Source organism: Agromyces sp. MMS24-K17 (assembly GCF_043950245.1).
Lineage (GTDB): Bacteria > Actinomycetota > Actinomycetes > Actinomycetales > Microbacteriaceae > Agromyces.
The window spans coordinates 3,137,477-3,156,832 of record NZ_CP171640.1 but is presented as its reverse complement, the minus strand read 5'-3'; the positions used below and the strand labels follow the sequence as shown (position 1 = coordinate 3,156,832).

17 protein-coding genes are annotated in these 19,356 nt (G+C 71.5%); 16 read left to right on the top strand and 1 reads right to left on the bottom strand.

Annotation, left to right across the window (positions count from 1 at the left end):
• Positions 1-241: 241 nt before the first annotated feature.
• The 13 genes from mraY (at position 242) to ACGGZK_RS14370 (ending at position 13,043) form a co-directional block, all read left to right on the top strand.
• Positions 242-1,339: a phospho-N-acetylmuramoyl-pentapeptide-transferase gene (gene mraY / locus ACGGZK_RS14430; RefSeq protein ID WP_395243325.1), complete on the top strand. Its 1,098-nt coding sequence runs from the start codon at positions 242-244 to the stop codon at positions 1,337-1,339.
• The gene (murD, locus tag ACGGZK_RS14425) at positions 1,324-2,880 is read left to right on the top strand and encodes a UDP-N-acetylmuramoyl-L-alanine--D-glutamate ligase (RefSeq protein WP_395243324.1); all 1,557 of its coding nucleotides are present in this window, start codon (positions 1,324-1,326) and stop codon (positions 2,878-2,880) included. The genes mraY and murD overlap by 16 nt, the downstream gene beginning before the upstream one ends.
• The gene (ftsW, locus tag ACGGZK_RS14420; RefSeq protein ID WP_395243323.1) at positions 2,834-4,096 is read left to right on the top strand and encodes a putative lipid II flippase FtsW; all 1,263 of its coding nucleotides are present in this window, start codon (positions 2,834-2,836) and stop codon (positions 4,094-4,096) included. The genes murD and ftsW overlap by 47 nt, the downstream gene beginning before the upstream one ends.
• Positions 4,093-5,205, top strand: coding sequence for a UDP-N-acetylglucosamine--N-acetylmuramyl-(pentapeptide) pyrophosphoryl-undecaprenol N-acetylglucosamine transferase (locus ACGGZK_RS14415; RefSeq protein WP_395243322.1), 1,113 nt, complete (start codon positions 4,093-4,095; stop codon positions 5,203-5,205). The genes ftsW and ACGGZK_RS14415 overlap by 4 nt, the downstream gene beginning before the upstream one ends.
• A 94-nt stretch (positions 5,206-5,299) precedes the next feature.
• The gene (gene murC / locus ACGGZK_RS14410; protein ID WP_395243321.1) at positions 5,300-6,703 is read left to right on the top strand and encodes a UDP-N-acetylmuramate--L-alanine ligase; all 1,404 of its coding nucleotides are present in this window, start codon (positions 5,300-5,302) and stop codon (positions 6,701-6,703) included.
• 13 nt (positions 6,704-6,716) lie between these two features.
• Positions 6,717-7,772 carry an FtsQ-type POTRA domain-containing protein gene (locus ACGGZK_RS14405; RefSeq protein ID WP_395243320.1) on the top strand — a complete coding sequence of 352 codons (1,056 nt, stop codon included), beginning with the start codon at positions 6,717-6,719 and terminating at the stop codon, positions 7,770-7,772.
• Positions 7,773-7,974: 202 nt separating this feature from the next.
• Positions 7,975-9,189, top strand: a complete 1,215-nt coding sequence (ftsZ, locus tag ACGGZK_RS14400; RefSeq protein WP_395243319.1) for a cell division protein FtsZ — start codon at positions 7,975-7,977, stop codon at positions 9,187-9,189.
• Positions 9,186-9,857 carry a YggS family pyridoxal phosphate-dependent enzyme gene (locus ACGGZK_RS14395; protein WP_395243318.1) on the top strand — a complete coding sequence of 224 codons (672 nt, stop codon included), beginning with the start codon at positions 9,186-9,188 and terminating at the stop codon, positions 9,855-9,857. Before ftsZ ends, ACGGZK_RS14395 begins: the two co-directional genes overlap by 4 nt.
• A gap of 35 nt (positions 9,858-9,892) precedes the next feature.
• On the top strand, positions 9,893-10,375 hold the full coding sequence (locus tag ACGGZK_RS14390; RefSeq protein ID WP_395243317.1) for a cell division protein SepF: 483 nt from the start codon (positions 9,893-9,895) through the stop codon (positions 10,373-10,375).
• Between the two features lie 11 nt (positions 10,376-10,386).
• Positions 10,387-10,704, top strand: a complete 318-nt coding sequence (locus ACGGZK_RS14385; protein WP_395243316.1) for a YggT family protein — start codon at positions 10,387-10,389, stop codon at positions 10,702-10,704.
• A 116-nt stretch (positions 10,705-10,820) separates the two neighbouring features.
• Positions 10,821-11,513, top strand: coding sequence for a DivIVA domain-containing protein (locus ACGGZK_RS14380; protein WP_395243315.1), 693 nt, complete (start codon positions 10,821-10,823; stop codon positions 11,511-11,513).
• Positions 11,503-12,120 (top strand): signal peptidase II, encoded by a 618-nt coding sequence (gene lspA / locus ACGGZK_RS14375; protein WP_395243314.1) that lies wholly within the window; start codon positions 11,503-11,505, stop codon positions 12,118-12,120. The genes ACGGZK_RS14380 and lspA overlap by 11 nt, the downstream gene beginning before the upstream one ends.
• A 2-nt stretch (positions 12,121-12,122) precedes the next feature.
• A complete protein-coding gene (locus ACGGZK_RS14370; protein WP_395243313.1) occupies positions 12,123-13,043 on the top strand; it encodes an RluA family pseudouridine synthase in 921 nt (306 codons plus the stop codon).
• 31 nt (positions 13,044-13,074) lie between these two features.
• Here ACGGZK_RS14370 and ACGGZK_RS14365 read toward each other — a convergent pair whose 3' ends face one another.
• Entirely contained in the window at positions 13,075-13,668 is a 594-nt protein-coding gene (locus ACGGZK_RS14365) for a vitamin K epoxide reductase family protein (RefSeq protein ID WP_395243312.1), read from the bottom strand.
• A 192-nt stretch (positions 13,669-13,860) separates the two neighbouring features.
• Between ACGGZK_RS14365 and dnaE the strand changes: the two genes are divergently transcribed.
• From dnaE to nrdR, 3 genes are all read left to right on the top strand, one after another.
• The gene (gene dnaE / locus ACGGZK_RS14360; protein ID WP_395246093.1) at positions 13,861-17,331 is read left to right on the top strand and encodes a DNA polymerase III subunit alpha; all 3,471 of its coding nucleotides are present in this window, start codon (positions 13,861-13,863) and stop codon (positions 17,329-17,331) included.
• Between the two features lie 103 nt (positions 17,332-17,434).
• A complete protein-coding gene (gene hisD / locus ACGGZK_RS14355; protein WP_395243311.1) occupies positions 17,435-18,742 on the top strand; it encodes a histidinol dehydrogenase in 1,308 nt (435 codons plus the stop codon).
• A gap of 86 nt (positions 18,743-18,828) precedes the next feature.
• A complete protein-coding gene (gene nrdR / locus ACGGZK_RS14350) occupies positions 18,829-19,302 on the top strand; it encodes a transcriptional regulator NrdR (protein WP_395243310.1) in 474 nt (157 codons plus the stop codon).
• The last annotated feature ends 54 nt before the right edge of the window (positions 19,303-19,356 follow it).

Below are 19,356 nucleotides of genomic sequence, written 5' to 3'. Positions count from 1 at the left end.
GCGGGGCAGCACTGATGACGCGTCCGCTCGGCGCCCGACGTGAGGAATTGTTCGCATGATCGGCGGGGCAGCACTGATGACGCGTCCGCTCGGCGCCCGACGTGAGGAATTGTTCGCATGATCGGCGGGGCAGCACTGATGACGCGTCCGCTCGGCGCCCGACGTGAGGAATTGATCGCATGATCGGCGGGGCAGCACTGATGACGCGTCCGCTCGGCGCCCGACGTGAGGAATTGATCGCGTGAGAGCACTCCTGAGCGCCGGCGCCCTGTCGCTCGCCTTCACCCTCTTCCTGACCCCGCTGTTCATCCGGCTCTTCACGCGGATCGGGTGGGGCCAGTTCATCCGCGACGACGGTCCGCAGAGCCACCACGTGAAGCGCGGCACGCCCACGATGGGCGGCATCATCTTCATCCTCGGCACGCTGTTCGGGTACTTCACCGCCACCCTGCTCATCAGCAACGAGCCGCCGACGGCGTCGGGCCTGCTGGTCCTCTTCCTGATGGTCGGCCTCGGCGTGGTCGGGTTCATCGACGACTTCCTGAAGACCCGTAAGAAGCAGAGCCTCGGCCTCGGCGGCTGGGCGAAGGTCGGCGGCCAGGTGATCGTGGCCGGCGTGTTCGCGCTCCTCGCGCTCCAGTTCCCGAACGAACGGGGGGCGACGCCGGCGACGACGAAGATCTCGTTCATCCGCGACCTGCCGCTCGACTTCATGGTCTTCGGCACGGTGTTCGGCATCATCCTCTACGTCATCTGGATCTGCCTCCTGTCGGCGGCCGGATCGAACGGCGTGAACGTCACCGACGGCCTCGACGGGCTCGCCACCGGCGCCTCCATCGTGGCGATCGGCTCCTTCGTGATCATCGGCTTCTGGCAGTTCAACCAGTCGTGCTTCGGCGAGAGCCTCAATCCGAGCGACGTCTACCGCTGCTACGACGTCCGCGATCCGCTGGACCTCGCGATCATCGCGACCGCCATCGTCGGCGGCCTGGTCGGATTCCTCTGGTGGAACACGAACCCGGCGCACATCTACATGGGCGACACCGGCTCGCTCGCCCTCGGCGGCGCGCTCGTGGCCCTCGCGATCTTCAGCCGCACCGAGCTGCTGCTCATCCTGATCGGCGGCCTGTTCGTCATCGAGACCGGGTCCGTCATCATCCAGCGGGCCTACTTCAAGGTCACGCACGGCAAGCGCATCTTCCTCATGAGTCCGATCCACCACCACTTCGAGCTGAAGGGCTGGGCCGAGGTCACGATCGTCGTGCGCTTCTGGATCATCGCGGGGCTGCTCGCGGCGGCCGGCGTCGGCGCGTTCTACTTCGAATGGCTGCAGAGTTGAGCGCGGATGCATCCGCCCCCGACCGCCTCGACGGACTGACGAGCTGGCGGGCCGACTGGAGCGGGCTGCGCGTGGCCGTGCTGGGCCTCGGGGTCACCGGGTTCGCCGTCGCCGACACGCTGACCGAGCTCGGCGCCGACGTGCTCGTGCTCGCGCCCGCGCCCGACGAGGACCGCGCCCGCATCCTCGACGTCATCGGAGCCCGCCTGCTGACCCACCCGCTCGACGCGGTGCCCGACGAGCTCGTCGCGTTCGACCCGGAGGTGCTCGTGGCCTCGCCGGGGTTCCACCCCGACCACCCCGTGCTCGAGTGGGCCGCCGACACCGCGGTGCCGGTATGGGGCGACATCGAGCTGGCCTGGCGCGTCCGCGACAAGGTGCACCCCGCCGAGTGGATCCTCGTCACCGGCACGAACGGCAAGACCACGACCGTGCAGCTCACGGCCACGTTCCTCGCCGAGAACGGGCTCCGCGCCGCGCCGTGCGGGAACATCGGGGTACCAGTGCTCGACGCGGTGCGCGATCCGAGCGGGTTCGACGTGCTCGTGGTCGAGCTCTCCAGCTACCAGCTCCACCATCTCCCGACCACGGGCCCGGGCGCGATCCATCCGCTCGCCGCCGTGTGCCTCAACCTCGCCGACGACCACCTCGACTGGCACGGCTCGCTCGAGGCGTACGCCGCCGCGAAGGGCAAGGTGTACGAGAACGCCAAGGTCGCGTGCGTGTTCAACCGCGCCGACGAGGCGACCCGGCGCATGGTCGAGGACGCCGAGGTGGAGGAGGGGGCCCGGGCGATCGGCTTCGGCCTCGACGTCCCCGGCCCGAGCGACTTCGGGGTGGTCGAGGGCATCCTGTGCGACCGCGCGTTCCTCGACGACCGGCGCACGACCGCGCTCGAGATCACGACCGTCGCCGAGCTCGACGAGCGAGGCCTCGCCGCGCCGCACGTGGTGCAGAACATCCTGGCGGCGTCCGCGCTCGCCCGGGCGGCGGGCGTGCCCGTCGGCATCATCCACGACGCCCTGCAGCGTTTCCGGCTCGACGCCCACCGGATCGAGACGGTCGCCCTCGCGGGCGGCATCCGCTGGATCGACGACTCGAAGGCGACGAACCCGCATGCCGCCGAGGCGTCGCTCCGCGCCTTCGGCACCGTGGTGTGGATCGTCGGCGGCCTGCTCAAGGGCGTCGACGCCGACGCCCTGGTGGCCGCCCACGTCGGTCGGCTCCGCGCGGCGATCGTCATCGGCCGCGACCGCGAGGCGCTCGTCGCCGCGTTCCGCCGACACGCGCCCGAACTGCCGCTGTTCGAGGTGACGGCGGACGACACTGAGACGGTGATGCCCGAGGCGGTCGCCCTGGCGGCGGCCGTCGCGGAGGAGGGCGACACCGTCCTCCTCGCACCGGCGGCGGCGTCGATGGACCAGTTCGCCGACTACGCCGACCGCGGTCGGCGATTCCACGAGGCGGTCAGGGCGATGCTGGGAGGTGAGGCGGATGGCGACGGTCCCGCCCCGCACGGCACCGGCGAAGCCGGGGACTGACCCGGCGGGCGTCGCGGCGGCACGGATCCGCCTCGCGCGCCTGTTCCAGGTCGAGTCGGCCGACTACTACCTGCTGCTCGGCACGACGCTCTTCCTCACGGTCTTCGGACTCGTCATGGTGATGAGCTCCTCGATCGTCGAGTCGAAGATCGAGGACGACGGCTTCCTCGTGCAGGCGGGTCGGCAGGGCCTCTACGCGGCGATCGGCGTGCCGATCATGCTGCTGGCCAGCCGCGTGCCCGAACGGGTGTGGATGGCGCTCGCGTGGCCCGCCCTCGCGGTCTCCTGCGCCCTGCAGCTGCTCGTCGTCGCCACCGACCTCGGCATCGAGGACGGCGGCAACACGAACTGGCTCGCGATCGGCTCGTTCCAGTTCCAGCCGTCCGAGGCGATCAAGGTGTCGCTCGTGATGTGGCTCGGCATGATCGTGACGAAGAAGGAGCGGCAGCTCGGCGACTTCGTGCACGGGATCCTGCCCATCCTCCTCGTCGGCGGGGGCGCGATCGGCCTGGTGCTCCTCGGCGGCGACCTCGGGACCGTCATGATCATGGCGCTCATGCTGCTGGGTGCCCTGTTCCTCATCGGCGTCCGCGTGCGACTGCTGCTGCCGCCGATCATCCTCGGCGGCCTCCTGTTCTGGCTCGTGGCGATCTCCAGCGAGAGCCGGGTCCGTCGCATCACCTCCTTCATGCAGGAGCAGTGCGCGGCCATCGACCCGGACGGCTGCTGGCAGATCCAGCACGGCATGTTCGCTCTGGCGAACGGCGGGGTCTTCGGCGTCGGCCTCGGCAACTCCGCGGCCAAGTGGTCGTGGCTGCCCGCGGCCGACAACGACTTCATCTTCGCGATCATCGGCGAGGAGCTCGGGCTCATCGGCGCGGTCGTCGTCATCGGCATGTTCGTCATGCTCGCGGTGGCCTTCGCCCGGGTGCTGCGGAGCGTTCGCACGCCGTTCGCGAAGGCGGCCACCGCGGCAGTGCTCGTGTGGGTCATCGGTCAGGCCTGTGTCAATATCGCAGTCGTGCTGAAGTTGCTGCCGGTCCTCGGCGTCCCCCTCCCGCTGGTGTCCGCAGGCGGCACCGCGTTGCTCACGACCCTGTTCGCCATCGGCATCGTGCTGTCGGTGGCGCGCGACCCCGAGGCCGCCGTCCGTGCCGCCGCCCGCCAGGCCGCGCGCGCGGCGAAGCGACGCAGCAGCGGAGCGTCGGCGCGATGACGGTGTACCTCCTGGCCGGCGGTGGCACCGCCGGCCACGTGAACCCGCTGCTCGCGACTGCCGACCGGCTGCGCGACCGCGACCCGCAGGCGCGCATCCTCGTGCTCGGCACCGCCGAGGGCCTCGAATCGCGGCTGGTGCCCGCGCGCGGCTACGACCTGCTCACCATCGAGAAGGTGCCGTTCCCGCGCCGCCCGAACGGTGCCGCACTCCGGTTCCCGAAGCGCTTCCGCCAGTCGATCGACCGCGTCGCCGGGATCATCGGCGACGAATCGGTCGACGTCGTGGTGGGCTTCGGCGGGTACGTCTCCACGCCGGCGTACCTCGCTGCGCGGCGGGCGGGCGTGCCCGTGGCGATCCACGAGGCGAACGCCCGGCCGGGCCTCGCGAATCGGCTCGGCGCCCGGTTCGCGGCCGCGACGGGGGTCGCCTTCGAGGGCACCCCGCTGCCGCGCGCCGAGGTGGTGGGCATGCCCCTCCGGCGGGAGATCGAGGACCTCGACCGTGCCGGCGCGCGCGCCGAGGCGCTCGCGTTCTTCGGACTCGACGCCGACCGGCCGGTGCTGCTCGCCACCGGCGGCTCGCTGGGCGCGCGGCGGATCAACCGCACGATGGTCGACGGTGCCGACGCGCTGGTGGGTGCCGGCTGGCAGGTGCTGCACATCACCGGCGCGAAGAGCGAGGTGAGCGACCCCGGCCTCGACGGCTACCGCATGGTGGAGTACGCCGACCGGATGGACCTGGCCCTCTCGGCGGCCGACCTCGCGGTGTCGCGGGCGGGGGCGGCGACGGTCAGCGAACTCGCCGCGCTCGGCCTTCCCGCCGTGTACGTGCCCTACCCGGTCGGCAACGGCGAGCAGCGCTTCAACGCGGCGGGGGTCGTGGCCGCCGGCGGCGGCATCCTCGTCGACGACGCCGACTTCACGCCCGCGTGGGTCGACGCCGAACTCCTCCCGCTGCTCGCCGACCGCGACCGGATCGCCCGGATGGCCGCCGCGGCGGCCTCGGCCGGCTTCCGCGACGGCACGGATCGGATGGTCGCGCTGATCGACCGGGCGACCGCGGCGTCGTCCGGCGGGGGAGCCCGCGACGGCTCCGGAGGCGCGTAACGTTGGTTCCGCGGCCGCGACGAGCGCGCCGCACGACGACGGTCGTCGCCTGCCGGCCGGCCGAGCCCCTGGACCCCGAGGAAGACCCCGCACCGTGACCATCAAGCCCGACACGTCCACGCAGATCCCCGCCGAGCTCGGCGACGTCCACTTCGTCGGCATCGGCGGATCGGGCATGAGCGGCATCGCGCGGCTGGTCCTCGGCGACGGGCACCGGGTGACCGGGTCCGACGTGCGCGACTCCGACAACGTGCAGGCGCTCCGCGCCCTCGGCGCGACGATCGCGATCGGCCACGACGCGGCGAACCTCGGCGACGACGTCGACACGGTCGTGGTGACGGGCGCGCTCTGGCAGGACAACCCCGAGTACCAGCTGGCGCTCCAGCGCGGGCTGCCGGTCCTCCACCGGTCGCAGGCGCTCGCGGCGGTCATCGCCGGGCGCCGGCTCGTGTCGGTCGCGGGGGCGCACGGCAAGACCACGTCGACGGGCATGATCATCACGTCGCTGCTCGCGCAGGGCGCCGACCCGAGCTTCGTGAACGGCGGCGTCATCGAGGAGCTGGGCGTCTCGAGCGCCGCCGGCGACGGCGAGCTGTTCGTCGTCGAGGCCGACGAGTCGGACGGCTCGTTCCTCCTCTACGACACGTCGGTCGCGCTCGTCACGAACGTCGATCCCGACCACCTCGACCACTACGGTTTGCTCGAGGCGTTCGAGCAGGCCTTCGTCGACTTCGCCGACCGGGCCCGCGAGCTCGTCGTCATCTCGTCGGACGACCCTGGCGCTGTCCGCGTGTCGGAGCGGGTGTCGCACGCCCGCGTCGTCACCTTCGGCGAGGCATCCGACGCGACCGTCCGCGTGCACTCGATCGAGACCGACGGCCCGGTGGCCTTCGCGATCGACCACGCGGGCGCGACGTACCACGCCCGGCTGCGCATCCCCGGGCGCCACAACGCGATCAACGCGGCGGGCGCGTTCGCGGTGCTCGTGGGCCTGGGGTTCGACGCGGCCGCGTCGCTGGCGGGCATCGAGCGGTTCGCCGGCACCGGCCGCCGCTTCGAGCTGCACGGCACGGTCGGCGGCGTCAGCGTCTACGACGACTACGCCCACCACCCCACGGAGGTCGCCGCCGCACTGGCGGCCGCCCGCACCGTCGTCGGCGAGGGACGCATCATCGCCGTGCACCAGCCGCACCTCTACAGCCGTACCCGGCTGTTCGCGAAGGAGTTCGCCGAGGTGCTCGAGGAGTACGCCGACGAGACCGTGGTGCTCGACGTGTACGGCGCGCGGGAAGATCCCGAGCCGGGCGTCACCGGCGCCCTCGTCAGCGAACGGTTCGCCGACGCCGACCGGGTCGCGTTCATCGCGGACTGGCAGGATGCGGCCGACCACACCGCCCGCATCGCCCGCCCGGGCGACTTCGTGATCACGCTCGGCTGCGGGGACGTGTACCGCATCGTTCCCCAGCTGCTCGGCTCGCTCGAGCGGAAGCAGGGATGACGGAGGCCCGCCGGTGAGGCGGCCGCAGGGGTTCGACCAGCCGCCGGTCCGGCGCCAGGTCGCGCCGGCGGCGGCACCCGCGCGGGCCGACGCCCCGCACCGCGCGACGGCAGCCCCGGCCGGCCGGCCGGCGGACCGCACGACCACGGAGCCCATCCCGCTGCCCGGTCCAGCGGCCGCGGCGCCGGCAACGGCCGCGACGCCGCGGAGCGCGGTGGCAGCGGATGCCTCGACGCCGGCGGATCGCCCGAAGCCGGCGGATGCCCCGAGCCCGCGGGATGCCTCGCGCGACGCCCCGCCCGCGGATGCGCGTTCCGCGCGCCGTGCGATCGCCCGGGCGGCGAAGGAGCGTCGACGCTTCGAACGCCAGGAGGTGCGACGGTTCACGGCGAGGTCGCGGCGCCGCCGGATCACGTGGGGGGTCGCGATCGGGGCCGTGCTGGTGGTCGCCGCCGGCACCCTCGCCGTCGCGTACTCGCCGCTGATGGCCCTGCGCGAGGTGCGGGTCGAGGGCACCCAGCGCATTCCGGCGACCGACGTGGTCGACGCGTTCTCCGACGACCTCGGCACGCCGCTGGCGCTCGTGACGTCGGCCGACGTGCAGCAGGCGCTGAGCGGGTTCCCCCTGATCGAGACCTACTCGATCGAGACGATCCCGCCGCAGACCATCGTCGTGCGCATCGTGGAGCGCACCCCAGTGGGCGTGATCGAGGCCGACGGGGGGCTCGAACTCGTCGATGCGGCGGGCGTCGTGATCGACCGGCCCGCCGAGCGCCCGGAGGGGCAGCCGCTGATCAGCGCCGGGCCCGTCACGTCGGAGGGCTTCCGGGCGGCGGCCGCGGTGATCCGCAACCTGCCCGCGGATGTCCGGGCGCAGCTCGTGGGCGCATCCGCGGAGACCGCCGACGACGTCCGGCTCGAGCTCGCCGGCGGGGCGTCGGTGGTCTGGGGGAGTGCCGAGCACCCGCAGAAGAAGGCCGACGTGCTCGCCGCGCTCATGCGCGCGGTGCCGCCGGACACGACGTCGTACTACGACATCTCCTCGCCCGACAGCGCCGTCGTCGGGTGAGCCGCCGGACGCCGGGTCGGCCGTCAGGGCGAGCCCGGCAGCCTCCCGTCACCGGATCCGCGCAGCGGTTCACGACACGCGGAGGCGCATCGCCGGAACGGGGGCGTGGTGCGCCTACCTTCGACTCAGGAATTGCATACTCGGCAAGACTTTAACCTTCCACCGTAGGTTCAGAGTTCAGAGTTCGCACGAAGGGCCGGAGATGTCGACAAACCAGAACTACCTCGCCGTGATCAAGGTCGTCGGCATCGGCGGCGGCGGCGTGAACGCGGTCAATCGCATGATCGAACTCGGGCTGCGCGGCGTCGAGTTCATCGCGATCAACACCGACGCGCAGGCGCTGCTGATGAGCGACGCCGACGTCAAGCTCGACGTCGGACGCGACCTCACCCGCGGGCTCGGCGCGGGCGCCGACCCCGAGGTCGGCCGTCGCGCCGCCGAGGACCACGCGGAGGAGATCGAGGAGGCGCTCGCGGGTGCCGACATGGTCTTCGTCACCGCCGGCGAGGGCGGCGGCACCGGCACCGGCGGCGCGCCCGTCGTCGCCCGCATCGCCAAGTCGATCGGCGCGCTCACCATCGGCGTCGTCACGAAGCCGTTCGGCTTCGAGGGCAAGCGCCGCCAGACGCAGGCCGAGCAGGGCGTCGCGCGGCTGAAGGAGGAGGTCGACACCCTCATCGTGGTGCCCAACGACCGGCTCCTCGAGATCAGCGACCGCGGCATCTCGATGCTCGAGGCCTTCGCGACCGCCGACCAGGTGCTCCTCGCCGGCGTCCAGGGCATCACCGACCTCATCACCACGCCCGGCCTCATCAACCTCGACTTCGCCGACGTCAAGTCGGTCATGCAGGGTGCGGGCTCGGCGCTCATGGGCATCGGCTCGTCGCGGGGGGCCGACCGCGCGATCAAGGCCGCGGAGCTCGCCGTCGCGAGCCCGCTCCTCGAGGCCTCCATCGACGGCGCGCACGGCGTGCTGCTGTCGATCCAGGGCGGATCGAACCTGGGCATCTTCGAGATCAACGACGCGGCGCGGCTCGTGCAGGAGGCCGTCCACCCCGAGGCCAACATCATCTTCGGCGCCGTGATCGACGACACCCTCGGCGACGAGGTCCGGGTCACGGTCATCGCCGCCGGGTTCGACGGCGGCGAGCCGCAGCAGAAGGAGCAGCAGCCGGCCGAGGTGCGGAAGTCGTCGTACGCGACGGCGACCGTCGGCGCGTCGGTCGGCGCGGCCGCGCTCGGTTCGACCGCGCCCGCGCCCGAGGTCGTCGAGCCCATCGCCGAGATCGACATCGAGGAGCTCGTCGAGTCCGCCAACTGGGGCGAGATCGAGACCCCGCCGGCCGACCGGATCGTCAGCGACCCGGCGTTCGACGACGACGGCGACGACCTCGACATCCCCGACTTCCTCAAGTGAGCGACCTCGCCGGCCGCCTCGCCGGCGTCCGCTCGGAGATCGACGACGCGGCGAGGGCGGCCGGGCGCGAGCCCGGTGCGCTCACGCTGATCGTCGTCACGAAGTTCCACCCCGCGTCGCTCGTGGCCGAGCTCGCCGCCCTCGGCATCCGCGACGTCGGCGAGAACCGGCACCAGGAGGCGCGCGAGAAGGCCGCCGAGCTCGCCGGACTCGGGCTCACCTGGCACTTCGTCGGCCAGCTGCAGAGCAAGAAGGCCCGGCAGGTACGCGAGTACGCCTCGGTCATCCACTCGCTCGACCGGGAGAGCGTCGTCGACGCGCTGCGCTCGGACGAGGCATCCGTCGACGGGTTCATCCAGGTGAACCTGACCGACGACCCCGGCCGGGGCGGCGTCCGGCCCGACGACCTCGAGCCGTTCGCAGAACGCGTGCTCGGCACGCCCGGCATCCGGCTCCGAGGCCTCATGGCGGTCGCCCCGCTCGACGAGGCGCCGCGTCCGGCGTTCGCGCGCGTCCGCGATCTGGGCGAGCGGATGCGCCGCCTCGCGCCGGAGGCCACCGACCTGTCGATGGGGATGAGCCACGACTTCCGCGAGGCGATCGCGGAGGGCGCGACACACCTCCGGATCGGCACGGCAATCACGGGGAATCGACCGACGCGAGGTTAGCCTCGAATGGACGGACATACCGACGGAGGGCAGCGATGTCGAACCCGCTCAAGAAGACCATGGTGTACCTCGGCCTCGCCGACGAGGAACTCGAGCACGAAACCGCCCAGGCCGCACCCGCGCCGACGCACGCGCCCGTCGTCCAGGCGGCGCCCGCGCCGCCCAAGGGCGGAGCGGCGGTCACCCCGTTGCGGAGCAAGCCCCACGTCCAGCCGACGATCCAGCAGGCGGAGATGAACGAGATCCTGACCGTCCACCCCAGGCAGTACCGTGACGCGCAGGTGATCGCGGAGTCGTTCCGCGAGGGCGTGCCCGTCATCATCAACCTCTCGCAGATGTCGGACGGCGACGCGCGCCGGCTCATCGACTTCGCGAGCGGGCTGTCGCAGGGCCTCTACGGCAAGATCGAGCGGGTCACCAGCAAGGTGTTCCTGCTCTCGCCGGCGCACGTCGTCGTCTCGGGCGAGACCGGCGACGGCGAGGGCGACGGCGACGCGTCCTTCTTCACGCACGCGTAGACTCTCCCGACGTGGGAGTACTCAACGTCGTCTGGAGCATCCTCTCAACGTTGCTGCTCCTCTACTTCTTCCTGATGTGGGGGCGGTTCGTCCTCGACCTCGTCCGCACGTTCAACCGCTCCTGGCGGCCCGTCGGCGTGTGGCTCGTGGTGGTCGAGTCGGTGTACACCGTCACCGACCCGCCCGTGCGGTTCTTCCGCCGGCTGGTGCCCCCGATCCGGCTCGGGCAGATCGCGATCGACCTCGGCTGGAGCCTGGCGATGCTGCTCGTCATCATCCTGATGACGGTCGTCTCCGGGCTGTCCGCGGCGACCGCGATGGTCGCCTGACGATCTCCTGCGAGCATGTCGTCACGATGGGGAGTGATCTTCGAGCCGCGCGTCGACCCTGCTACCGTTAGCAGAACGTGATCCGAACGTATCGACAGATTTGAGGGTGGCAAGCCATGGCGCTAACTCCGGAAGATGTGGTCAACAAGCGCTTCCAGGCGACGAAGTTCCGCGAGGGGTACGACCAGGACGAGGTCGATGACTTCCTCGACGAGGTCGTGGTCGAGCTCCGCCGGCTGAACCAGGAGAACGACGAGCTGCGCCAGCGGCTCGCCGCGGCCGAGGCCCGCGCCGCCGAGGCGGCATCGCAGCCCGCGCCCGCCGCGCCGCAGCCCATCGCGTACGCCGAGCCCGCCGCTCCGCCGCCCACCGTGGCCGTGCCGACGCAGGTGGCGACGCCGCAGTCCGAGTACGACGAGCAGACCTCGACGACGAACCTGCTCCAGCTCGCCCGCCGCCTCCACGAGGAGCACGTCCGCGAGGGCGTCGAGAAGCGCGACTCGCTCATCGCCGAGGGCCACGCCACCGCGGCCCGCGTCGTCGCCGAGGCCGAGGCCAAGCAGCGCCAGCAGATCGGCATCCTCGACCAGGAGCGCGTGGCGCTCGAGAAGCGCATCGACGAGCTCCGCCTCTTCGAGCGCGACTACCGCGCCAAGCTGAAGAGCTACATCGAGGGCCAGCTCCGCGACCTCGACACGGCCTCGCCCGTGCAGGTGAGCGGCACGCAGGGCTTCTCGGCTCCGGTCGGCGCCCCCGTGCGCCAGGGGGAGTCCGCTCCGGCACCGACCTTCCAGGGCTTTGGAGGCTGAGCGCCGGCGAACGGCCTCCGGCGCCATCGCGCTCGTCGTCCTCTTCGTCGCCGCCCTGGCCGTCTACGGCCTCGACCAGCTGAGCAAGTACCTCGTCGTCACCCACCTCGTGGAGGGTGAGGCGGTTCAGGTGATCGGCGACCTCCTGCACTGGCAGTTCGTCCGGAACCCGGGCGCCGCGTTCTCGCTCGCGAGCGGCATGACCTGGATCTTCACGATCCTCGCGGCCGGCGTGATCACGTTCATCATCTGGTTCGCACGGCGGATCAAGTCGATCGCGTGGGGGCTCGTGTTCGGGCTCCTGCTCGGCGGCGTCCTCGGCAACCTGACCGACCGGCTCTTCCGCGAGCCGAGCTTCGGACTCGGCCACGTCGTCGACTTCATCTCGACCCCGTGGATGCTCCCGGCGATCTACAACGTCGCCGACATCGCGATCGTGTCGAGCATGGTGCTCTTCATGATCCTCACCATCCGCGGCGTGGGACTGGACGGCGTGCGCGAGAGCCGCCGCAACGAGCCCGCCGCCGAGGGCGAGGAGCCCGCGGCCGAGGCCGCCGGCGGCGACCGCACGCCCTCGACCGGGCTCCCGGTCGCGCGCGAGTCCTGACGATGGACCATCGCGCGCTGCCCGTCCCCGACGGGCTCGAGGGCGTCCGCGTCGACGCCGGCCTCGCGAAGCTGCTCGGCTTCTCCCGGACGCAGGCCGCGGACATCGTCGCCTCCGGCGGGGTGCTCCTCGACGGGGCATCCGTCGACAAGTCCGACCGCCTCCGCGCGGGCGCCTGGCTCGAGGTGAGCTGGGAGCCGCCGCGGCCGCTCGCGGTCGAGCCGGTCGCCGTGCCCGACCTCGGGATCATCCACGACGACGACGACCTCGTCGTCGTCGACAAGCCCGCGGGTGTCGCGGCGCATCCGTCGCTCGGCTGGGAGGGCCCGACCGTGGTCGGCGCGCTCGCGGCGGCGGGCTTCCGCATCTCGACCTCGGGTGCCCCCGAGCGCCAGGGCGTCGTGCACCGGCTCGACGCCGGCACGAGCGGCCTGATGGTCGTCGCGAAGTCGGAGCGGGCCTACACGGCCCTGAAGGCCGCGTTCCACGACCGCGAGGTCGAGAAGATCTACCACACGGTCGTGCAGGGGCATCCCGACCCGTTCGCCGGCACGATCGACGCGCCCGTCGGCCGCCACCCGCGCTCCGAATGGAAGTTCGCGGTCACCGCGTCGGGCAAGCACGCCGTCACGCACTACGAGACGCTCGAGGCGTTCCCCTACGCGTCGCTCGTCGAGGTCCACCTCGAGACCGGGCGCACCCACCAGATCCGCGTGCACATGTCGGCGCAGCGTCATCCCTGCGCGGGCGACGCGATGTACGGGGGCGACCCGACGCTGTCGGCTCGGCTCGGCCTGACCCGCCAGTGGCTCCACGCCCGCCAGCTCGCCTTCATGCATCCGGCGACGGGGGAGTGGGTGACGTTCGAGTCGGAGTACCCGGCCGACCTCGCGCACGCCCTCGCGATCCTCCGCGAGGACTGAGTCCCCGGTCCGACGACGCCGCGCCTCGGGCTCAGAGCGAGCCGATGACGTCCAGGCGGAGCTGCGCCGCGAGCGCGATGACGAGGTAGTCGAGCACGGTCAGCAGCGTCGCCCAGCCGAACACCACGTGCCCGACGCGTCGCACGCCGGCCGCCGTGCCCCACACCCCGTCGCGCAGCTGCCACCCGAGGGTGAACCAGAACACCGGGATCGTGACGAGCCACACGACCATGCACCACGGGCAGAGCGTGCCGAACTCGAAGACGCTCCGCCAGGCGAACACGTGCACGAGGACGAAGCCGGCCAGCACGAAGAGGCCGTAGACGCGCCAGTACCAGGCCCGGAGCCCGCCGGGCGACGCCAGGGCGCTCACGCCCGCGTAGATCGGGCCGACGAACATCGTCATGCCGACGATGGCGTTCGTGAAGCCGAGCAGGTTCCCGGCAGGGCTCAGCAGGTTCGGGCCGCACGTGACGACCACCCCGAACGAGCAGGACACGATCGGGTCCGCCTCGGTGAGCTGGCCGATGTACTCCAGGTACAGCAGGAACGAGACGACCCAGCCGAGCGTGCCGGCGACGATCCAGAATACGGCGAGCGCGCGTGGCGCGGAGATGGCGGCCATGACGCCATTCTGGACCGCGACGACGCCGTCGCGCGTGCGGCGCACGAGGATCGCGCGGGTTCCCGGGACTACCCGCCCGGCCTGCCCTCGGCGACGGTGGCCGACCGTAGACTGGGGTCTCCGAAGACGCTCGTAGGGAGTTCTGTGGCCGACGATTCCTTCGTGCACCTGCACGTCCACTCCGAGTACTCGATGCTCGACGGCGCCGCGCGGGTGAGCGAGCTGATGAAGGCCGCGCAGGGCTACGGCATGCCGGCCATCGCGGTCACCGACCACGGCAACGTGTTCGGCGCCTTCGACTTCTGGAAGCAGGCGACCGACGCCGGCATCAAGCCGATCATCGGCACCGAGGCCTACCTCACGCCGGGCACGCACCGCGGCGACAAGACGCGCGTGCGGTGGGGCAACGGCGGCGGAGACGACGTCTCGGGTGCGGGCGCCTACACGCACATGACCCTCCTCGCGGAGACGACCGAGGGCATGCACAACCTCTTCCGGCTCTCGAGCCGCGCGTCGATCGAGGGCTACTACTTCAAGCCCCGGATGGACCGCGAACTGCTTCAGACGTACGCCAAGGGGCTCATCGCGACCACTGGGTGCCCCTCGGGCGAGGTGCAGACGCGGCTTCGGCTCGGCCAGTACGACGAGGCGGTCAAGGCGGCCGCCGACTTCCGCGACATCTTCGGCAAGGAGAACTTCTTCGCCGAGATCATGGACCACGGCCTCGGCATCGAGAAGCGGATCATGGACGACCTGCTCCGGCTCGCGAAGGACCTCGACCTGCCGCTCGTCGCGACGAACGACCTCCACTACACGCATGCCGAGGACGCGAAGAGCCACGCGGCGCTCCTGTGCGTGCAGTCGGGCTCGACCCTCGACGACCCGAACCGGTTCAAGTTCGACGCCGACGACTTCTACCTGAAGACCGCGGCCGAGATGCGCCACGTCTTCCGCGACCACCCCGACGCCTGCGACAACACGCTGGCGATCGCCGAGCGCTGCGACGTGCAGTTCAACACGAGCGCCAACTACATGCCCCGCTTCCCGGTGCCCTCCGGCGAGAACGAGGAGAGCTGGTTCGTCAAGGAGGTCGAGCGCGGCCTCCACGTCCGGTACCCGAACGGCATCCCCGACGACGTGCGCAAGCAGGCCGACTACGAGGTCGGCGTCATCAGCCAGATGGGCTTCCCCGGCTACTTCCTCGTCGTCGCCGACTTCATCAACTGGTCGAAGGAGAACGGCATCCGCGTCGGCCCCGGCCGTGGTTCGGGCGCCGGGTCGATGGCCGCCTACGCGATGAAGATCACCGACCTCGACCCGCTGCAGCACGGGCTCATCTTCGAGCGGTTCCTGAACCCCGACCGCGTCTCCATGCCCGACTTCGACGTCGACTTCGACGAGCGCCGGCGCGGCGAGGTCATCAAGTACGTCACCGAGAAGTACGGCGAGGAGCGCGTCGCGCAGATCGTGACGTACGGCACGATCAAGGCGAAGCAGGCGCTGAAGGACTCGGGCCGCGTGCTCGGCTTCCCGTTCTCGATGGGCGAGAAGCTCACGAAGGCCATGCCGCCGGCGATCATGGGCAAGGACATCCCGCTCACCGGCATCCTCGACAAGGACCACCCGCGGTACAAGGAGGCGGGGGACATCCGCGCCATCATCGAGACCGACGCGGAGGCGAAGACCGTCTTCGAGACCGCGCTCGGGCTCGAGAACCTGAAGCGCCAGTGGGGCGTGCACGCGGCCGGCGTGATCATGTCGAGCGATCCGCTGATCGACATCATCCCGATCATGAAGCGCGAGCAGGACGGCCAGATCGTCACGCAGTTCGACTACCCCGCGTGCGAGTCGCTCGGCCTGATCAAGATGGACTTCCTGGGGCTGCGGAACCTCACGATCATCGACGACGCGCTCGACAACATCGAGGCGAACCGCGGCTTCCGCCCGGTCCTCGAGGACCTGGCCCTCGACGACGCGGCCGCCTACGAGCTGCTCGGGCGCGGCGACACGCTCGGCGTGTTCCAGCTCGACGGCGGGCCGATGCGCTCGCTCCTGCGCCTCATGAAGCCCGACAACTTCGAGGACATCTCGGCGGTCATCGCGCTGTACCGGCCGGGTCCGATGGGTGCGAACTCGCACACGAACTACGCGCTGCGCAAGAACGCGCTGCAGGAGATCACGCCGATCCACGCCGAGTTCGAGGAGTCGCTGAAGGACATCCTCGACACGAGCTACGGCCTGATCATCTACCAGGAGCAGGTCATGGCGATCGCGCAGCGCGTCGCCGGGTTCTCGCTCGGCCAGGCCGACATCCTGCGTCGCGCGATGGGCAAGAAGAAGAAGTCGGAGCTCGACAAGCAGTACGAGGGCTTCTCGAACGGCATGAAGGCGAACGGCTACTCCGAGGACGCGATCGGGAAGCTCTGGGAGATCCTGCTGCCGTTCTCCGACTACGCGTTCAACAAGGCGCACTCGGCGGCGTACGGGGTGCTCAGCTACTGGACGGCGTACCTGAAGGCCCACTACCCGGCCGAGTACATGGCCGCCCTGCTGACCAGCGTCGGCGACGCCCGTGACAAGCTCGCGCTGTACCTCAACGAGTGCCGCCGCATGGGCATCCAGGTCCTGCCGCCCGACGTCAACGAGTCGATCGGGTTCTTCGCCGCGGTCGGCGAGGACATCCGCTTCGGCCTCGGCGCGGTGCGCAACGTCGGCTTCAACGTGGTCGACGCGATCCGCGGAGCCCGCGACGCGAAGGGCCGGTTCGAGTCGTTCCACGACTTCCTGAAGAAGGTGCCGATCCCGGTCGCGAACAAGCGCACGATCGAGTCCCTCGTGAAGGCCGGGGCGTTCGACTCGCTCGGGCACACGCGCCGGGCGCTCGTGGAGATCCACGAGGGCGCGGTCGAGTCCGCCGTGAAGGAGAAGCGCGCCGAGGAGGTCGGCGACGTCGGGTTCGACTTCGACAGCCTGTTCGAGGACCACGAGAAGGCGGATGCCCCGTCGCTGGTGCCCGACCGGCCGGAATGGGCGAAGAAGGACAAGCTGGCGTTCGAGCGCGAGATGCTCGGCCTCTACGTCTCCGACCATCCGCTCGCGGGCCTCGAGGTGCCGTTGGCCAAGCACGCGTCCACGACGATCGCCGACCTGACCGGCTCCGACTCCACGCAGGACGGCGACACCGTCACCGTCGCGGGGCTCGTCACGAACGTGCAGCACCGCGTCGCCCGCCAGAGCGGCAACCAGTACGGCATGATCACGGTCGAGGACTTCTCGGGCGAGATCACCGTGATGTTCATGGGCAAGGCCTACCAGGAGTTCGCGCCGGCCCTGCGCGGCGACTCCATCGTGGTCGTGCGCGGGCGGGTGTCGATGCGCGACGACGGCATGAACCTGCACGCCTACAGCGTGCTCACGCCGGAGTTCGGGCAGGGCGACGAGAACGGGCCGGTGGTCATCACCATCCCCGACATCCGCGCCACGACCGACACGATCACCGCGCTCGGCGACGTGCTGATCCGCCATCGCGGGCAGACCGAGGTGCGGCTCCGGCTCACGAAGGGCGGGCTCGCCCGCGTCTTCGAGCTGCCGTACCCGGTGTCGGTGACGAGCGACTTCTACGGCGAGCTGAAGAGCCTGCTCGGGCCGAACTGCCTGATCTGAGCCGGCGATCCGGCTGATCCGAATCGGCGCACGATGGCCGACCCGGCGCTCCGGGCGCCCGGGCGCGGGCGGCACGGCGCCGCCCGCTCGGTACGCTGGATGGATGCTGCGCATCATCGACCTCCGGGGCACCAGCCCGTCCGAATCCGACCTCCTCGCGGCCGTGCCGCGGGCGACGACGGATGTCTCGGCCGCGCTGCACGTGGCCCAGGAGCTGATCGACGACGTGCGCGAGCGCGGTTCGGCCGCGCTCCTCGACCAGTCCGAGCGATTCGACCGGGTGCGCCCCACTGCGGTGCGGGTGCCGGCGGCGGAGCTCGCCGAGGCGCTCGACGCGCTCGCGCCGGAGGTGCGTGCCGCCGCCGAGACGACGATCGCGCGGGTGCGCGCCGCGAGCGCCGCACAGGTGCCTGCGCCGACCCGCACCCAGGTCGGCGACGGCGCCGTCATCGAGCAGCGCTGGGCGCCGGTCGACCGCGTGGGCCTGTACGTACCCGGCGGCAAGACGGTGTACCCGTCGAGCGTGATCATGAACGTCGTGCCGGCCCAGGCCGCCGGCGTCCGGTCGATCGCGCTCGCCTCGCCGGCGCAGGCCGCCTTCGGCGGGCGGGTGCACCCGACGATCGCCGCCGTCGCCGCCCTGCTCGGCGTCGACGAGGTGTACGCGATGGGCGGCGCGGGCGCGATCGGCGCGTTCGCGTACGGCGTCGAGGACCTCGGGCTCGAGCCCGTGCAACGGGTCACCGGCCCCGGCAACGTCTACGTGGCCGCGGCGAAGCGGGCGGTCGCCGGCGTCACCGGCATCGATGCGGAGGCCGGCCCGACCGACATCGTCGTCGTCGCCGACGCGTCGGCGGACGCCGACTTCGTCGCGGCGGACCTGCTCAGCCAGGCCGAGCACGACGAGCTCGCGGCATCCGTGCTCGTCACCGACTCGGCCGAGTTCGCCGCCGCCGTCGACGACCGCCTCGCGACCCGGGCGGGCGAGACGAAGCACGGCGAACGCGCGATCGCGGCCCTGACCGGACCGCAGTCGGCGATCGTGCTGGTCGACGACCTCGACCGCGCCGCCGACTTCGTGAACGCGTTCGGGCCCGAGCACCTCGAGATCCAGGTCGCCGACCCCGACGCGGTGCTCGCGCGCGTGCGGAACGCGGGGGCGATCTTCATCGGGCCGTACTCGCCGGTGAGCCTCGGCGACTACGCCGCCGGCTCGAACCACGTGCTGCCGACGGGCGGCACCGCCCGGCACGCGGCCGGCCTGTCGGCGGCGACGTTCCTGCGACCGCAGCAGGTCGTGCGCTACGGCGAGGCGGCGCTGCGCGAGGTCGCCTCCGTCGTGGCGGCGCTCTGCGACGAGGAGGACTTCCCGGCGCACGGCGCCGCGGTGACGGCTCGGTTCGAGCGGTGACCGGGGTGGGCGCGCTCCGCCGGTGGGGCCGGCGCCGGTTCGCGGACGGCCGCGGCCCCCGGTCGCGTCGATAGGCTGGGAGCACCATGTACTGTCCCTTCTGCCGTCATCCCGATTCCCGGGTCATCGACTCCCGCACGAGCGACGACGGGCTCTCGATCCGCCGGCGCCGCCAGTGCCCCGAATGCGGCGGCCGATTCTCGACCACCGAGACCGCCAGCCTCTCGGTGATCAAGCGCAGCGGGGTGGTCGAGCCGTTCAGCCGTGAGAAGGTCGTGCTCGGCGTGCGCAAGGCGTGCCAGGGCCGGCCGGTGACCGACGCGAACCTCGCGGTGCTCGCCCAGCGCGTGGAGGAGACGATCCGCTCGACGGGCGCGTCGCAGATCGAGGCGAACGACATCGGCCTCGCCGTCCTCCCGCCGCTCCGCGAGCTCGACGAGGTCGCCTACCTCCGGTTCGCGAGCGTCTACCAGGCCTTCGAATCGCTCGACGACTTCGAGGCGGCGATCGACCAGCTCCGCGCGGCGCACGGCCGGCTCCCGGCGCGACCGGCGGAGTGAGCCGTCGCGCAGCGCCCGCTCGGCTGCACGCATGGGCGCGGTGGGCGCCCTCGC

Coding starts and splice junctions, on each gene's coding strand:
- dnaE (WP_395246093.1), top strand. CDS start 13,861: ATGCTCGACGGCGCCGCGCGGGTGAGCGAGCTGATGAAGGCCGCGCAG.
- ACGGZK_RS14370 (WP_395243313.1), top strand. CDS start 12,123: ATGGACCATCGCGCGCTGCCCGTCCCCGACGGGCTCGAGGGCGTCCGC.
- nrdR (WP_395243310.1), top strand. CDS start 18,829: ATGTACTGTCCCTTCTGCCGTCATCCCGATTCCCGGGTCATCGACTCC.
- ACGGZK_RS14390 (WP_395243317.1), top strand. CDS start 9,893: ATGTCGAACCCGCTCAAGAAGACCATGGTGTACCTCGGCCTCGCCGAC.
- ftsW (WP_395243323.1), top strand. CDS start 2,834: ATGGCGACGGTCCCGCCCCGCACGGCACCGGCGAAGCCGGGGACTGAC.
- ACGGZK_RS14415 (WP_395243322.1), top strand. CDS start 4,093: ATGACGGTGTACCTCCTGGCCGGCGGTGGCACCGCCGGCCACGTGAAC.
- ACGGZK_RS14380 (WP_395243315.1), top strand. CDS start 10,821: ATGGCGCTAACTCCGGAAGATGTGGTCAACAAGCGCTTCCAGGCGACG.
- hisD (WP_395243311.1), top strand. CDS start 17,435: ATGCTGCGCATCATCGACCTCCGGGGCACCAGCCCGTCCGAATCCGAC.
- murD (WP_395243324.1), top strand. CDS start 1,324: ATGGCTGCAGAGTTGAGCGCGGATGCATCCGCCCCCGACCGCCTCGAC.
- ftsZ (WP_395243319.1), top strand. CDS start 7,975: ATGTCGACAAACCAGAACTACCTCGCCGTGATCAAGGTCGTCGGCATC.
- ACGGZK_RS14365 (WP_395243312.1), bottom strand. CDS start 13,668: ATGGCCGCCATCTCCGCGCCACGCGCGCTCGCCGTATTCTGGATCGTC.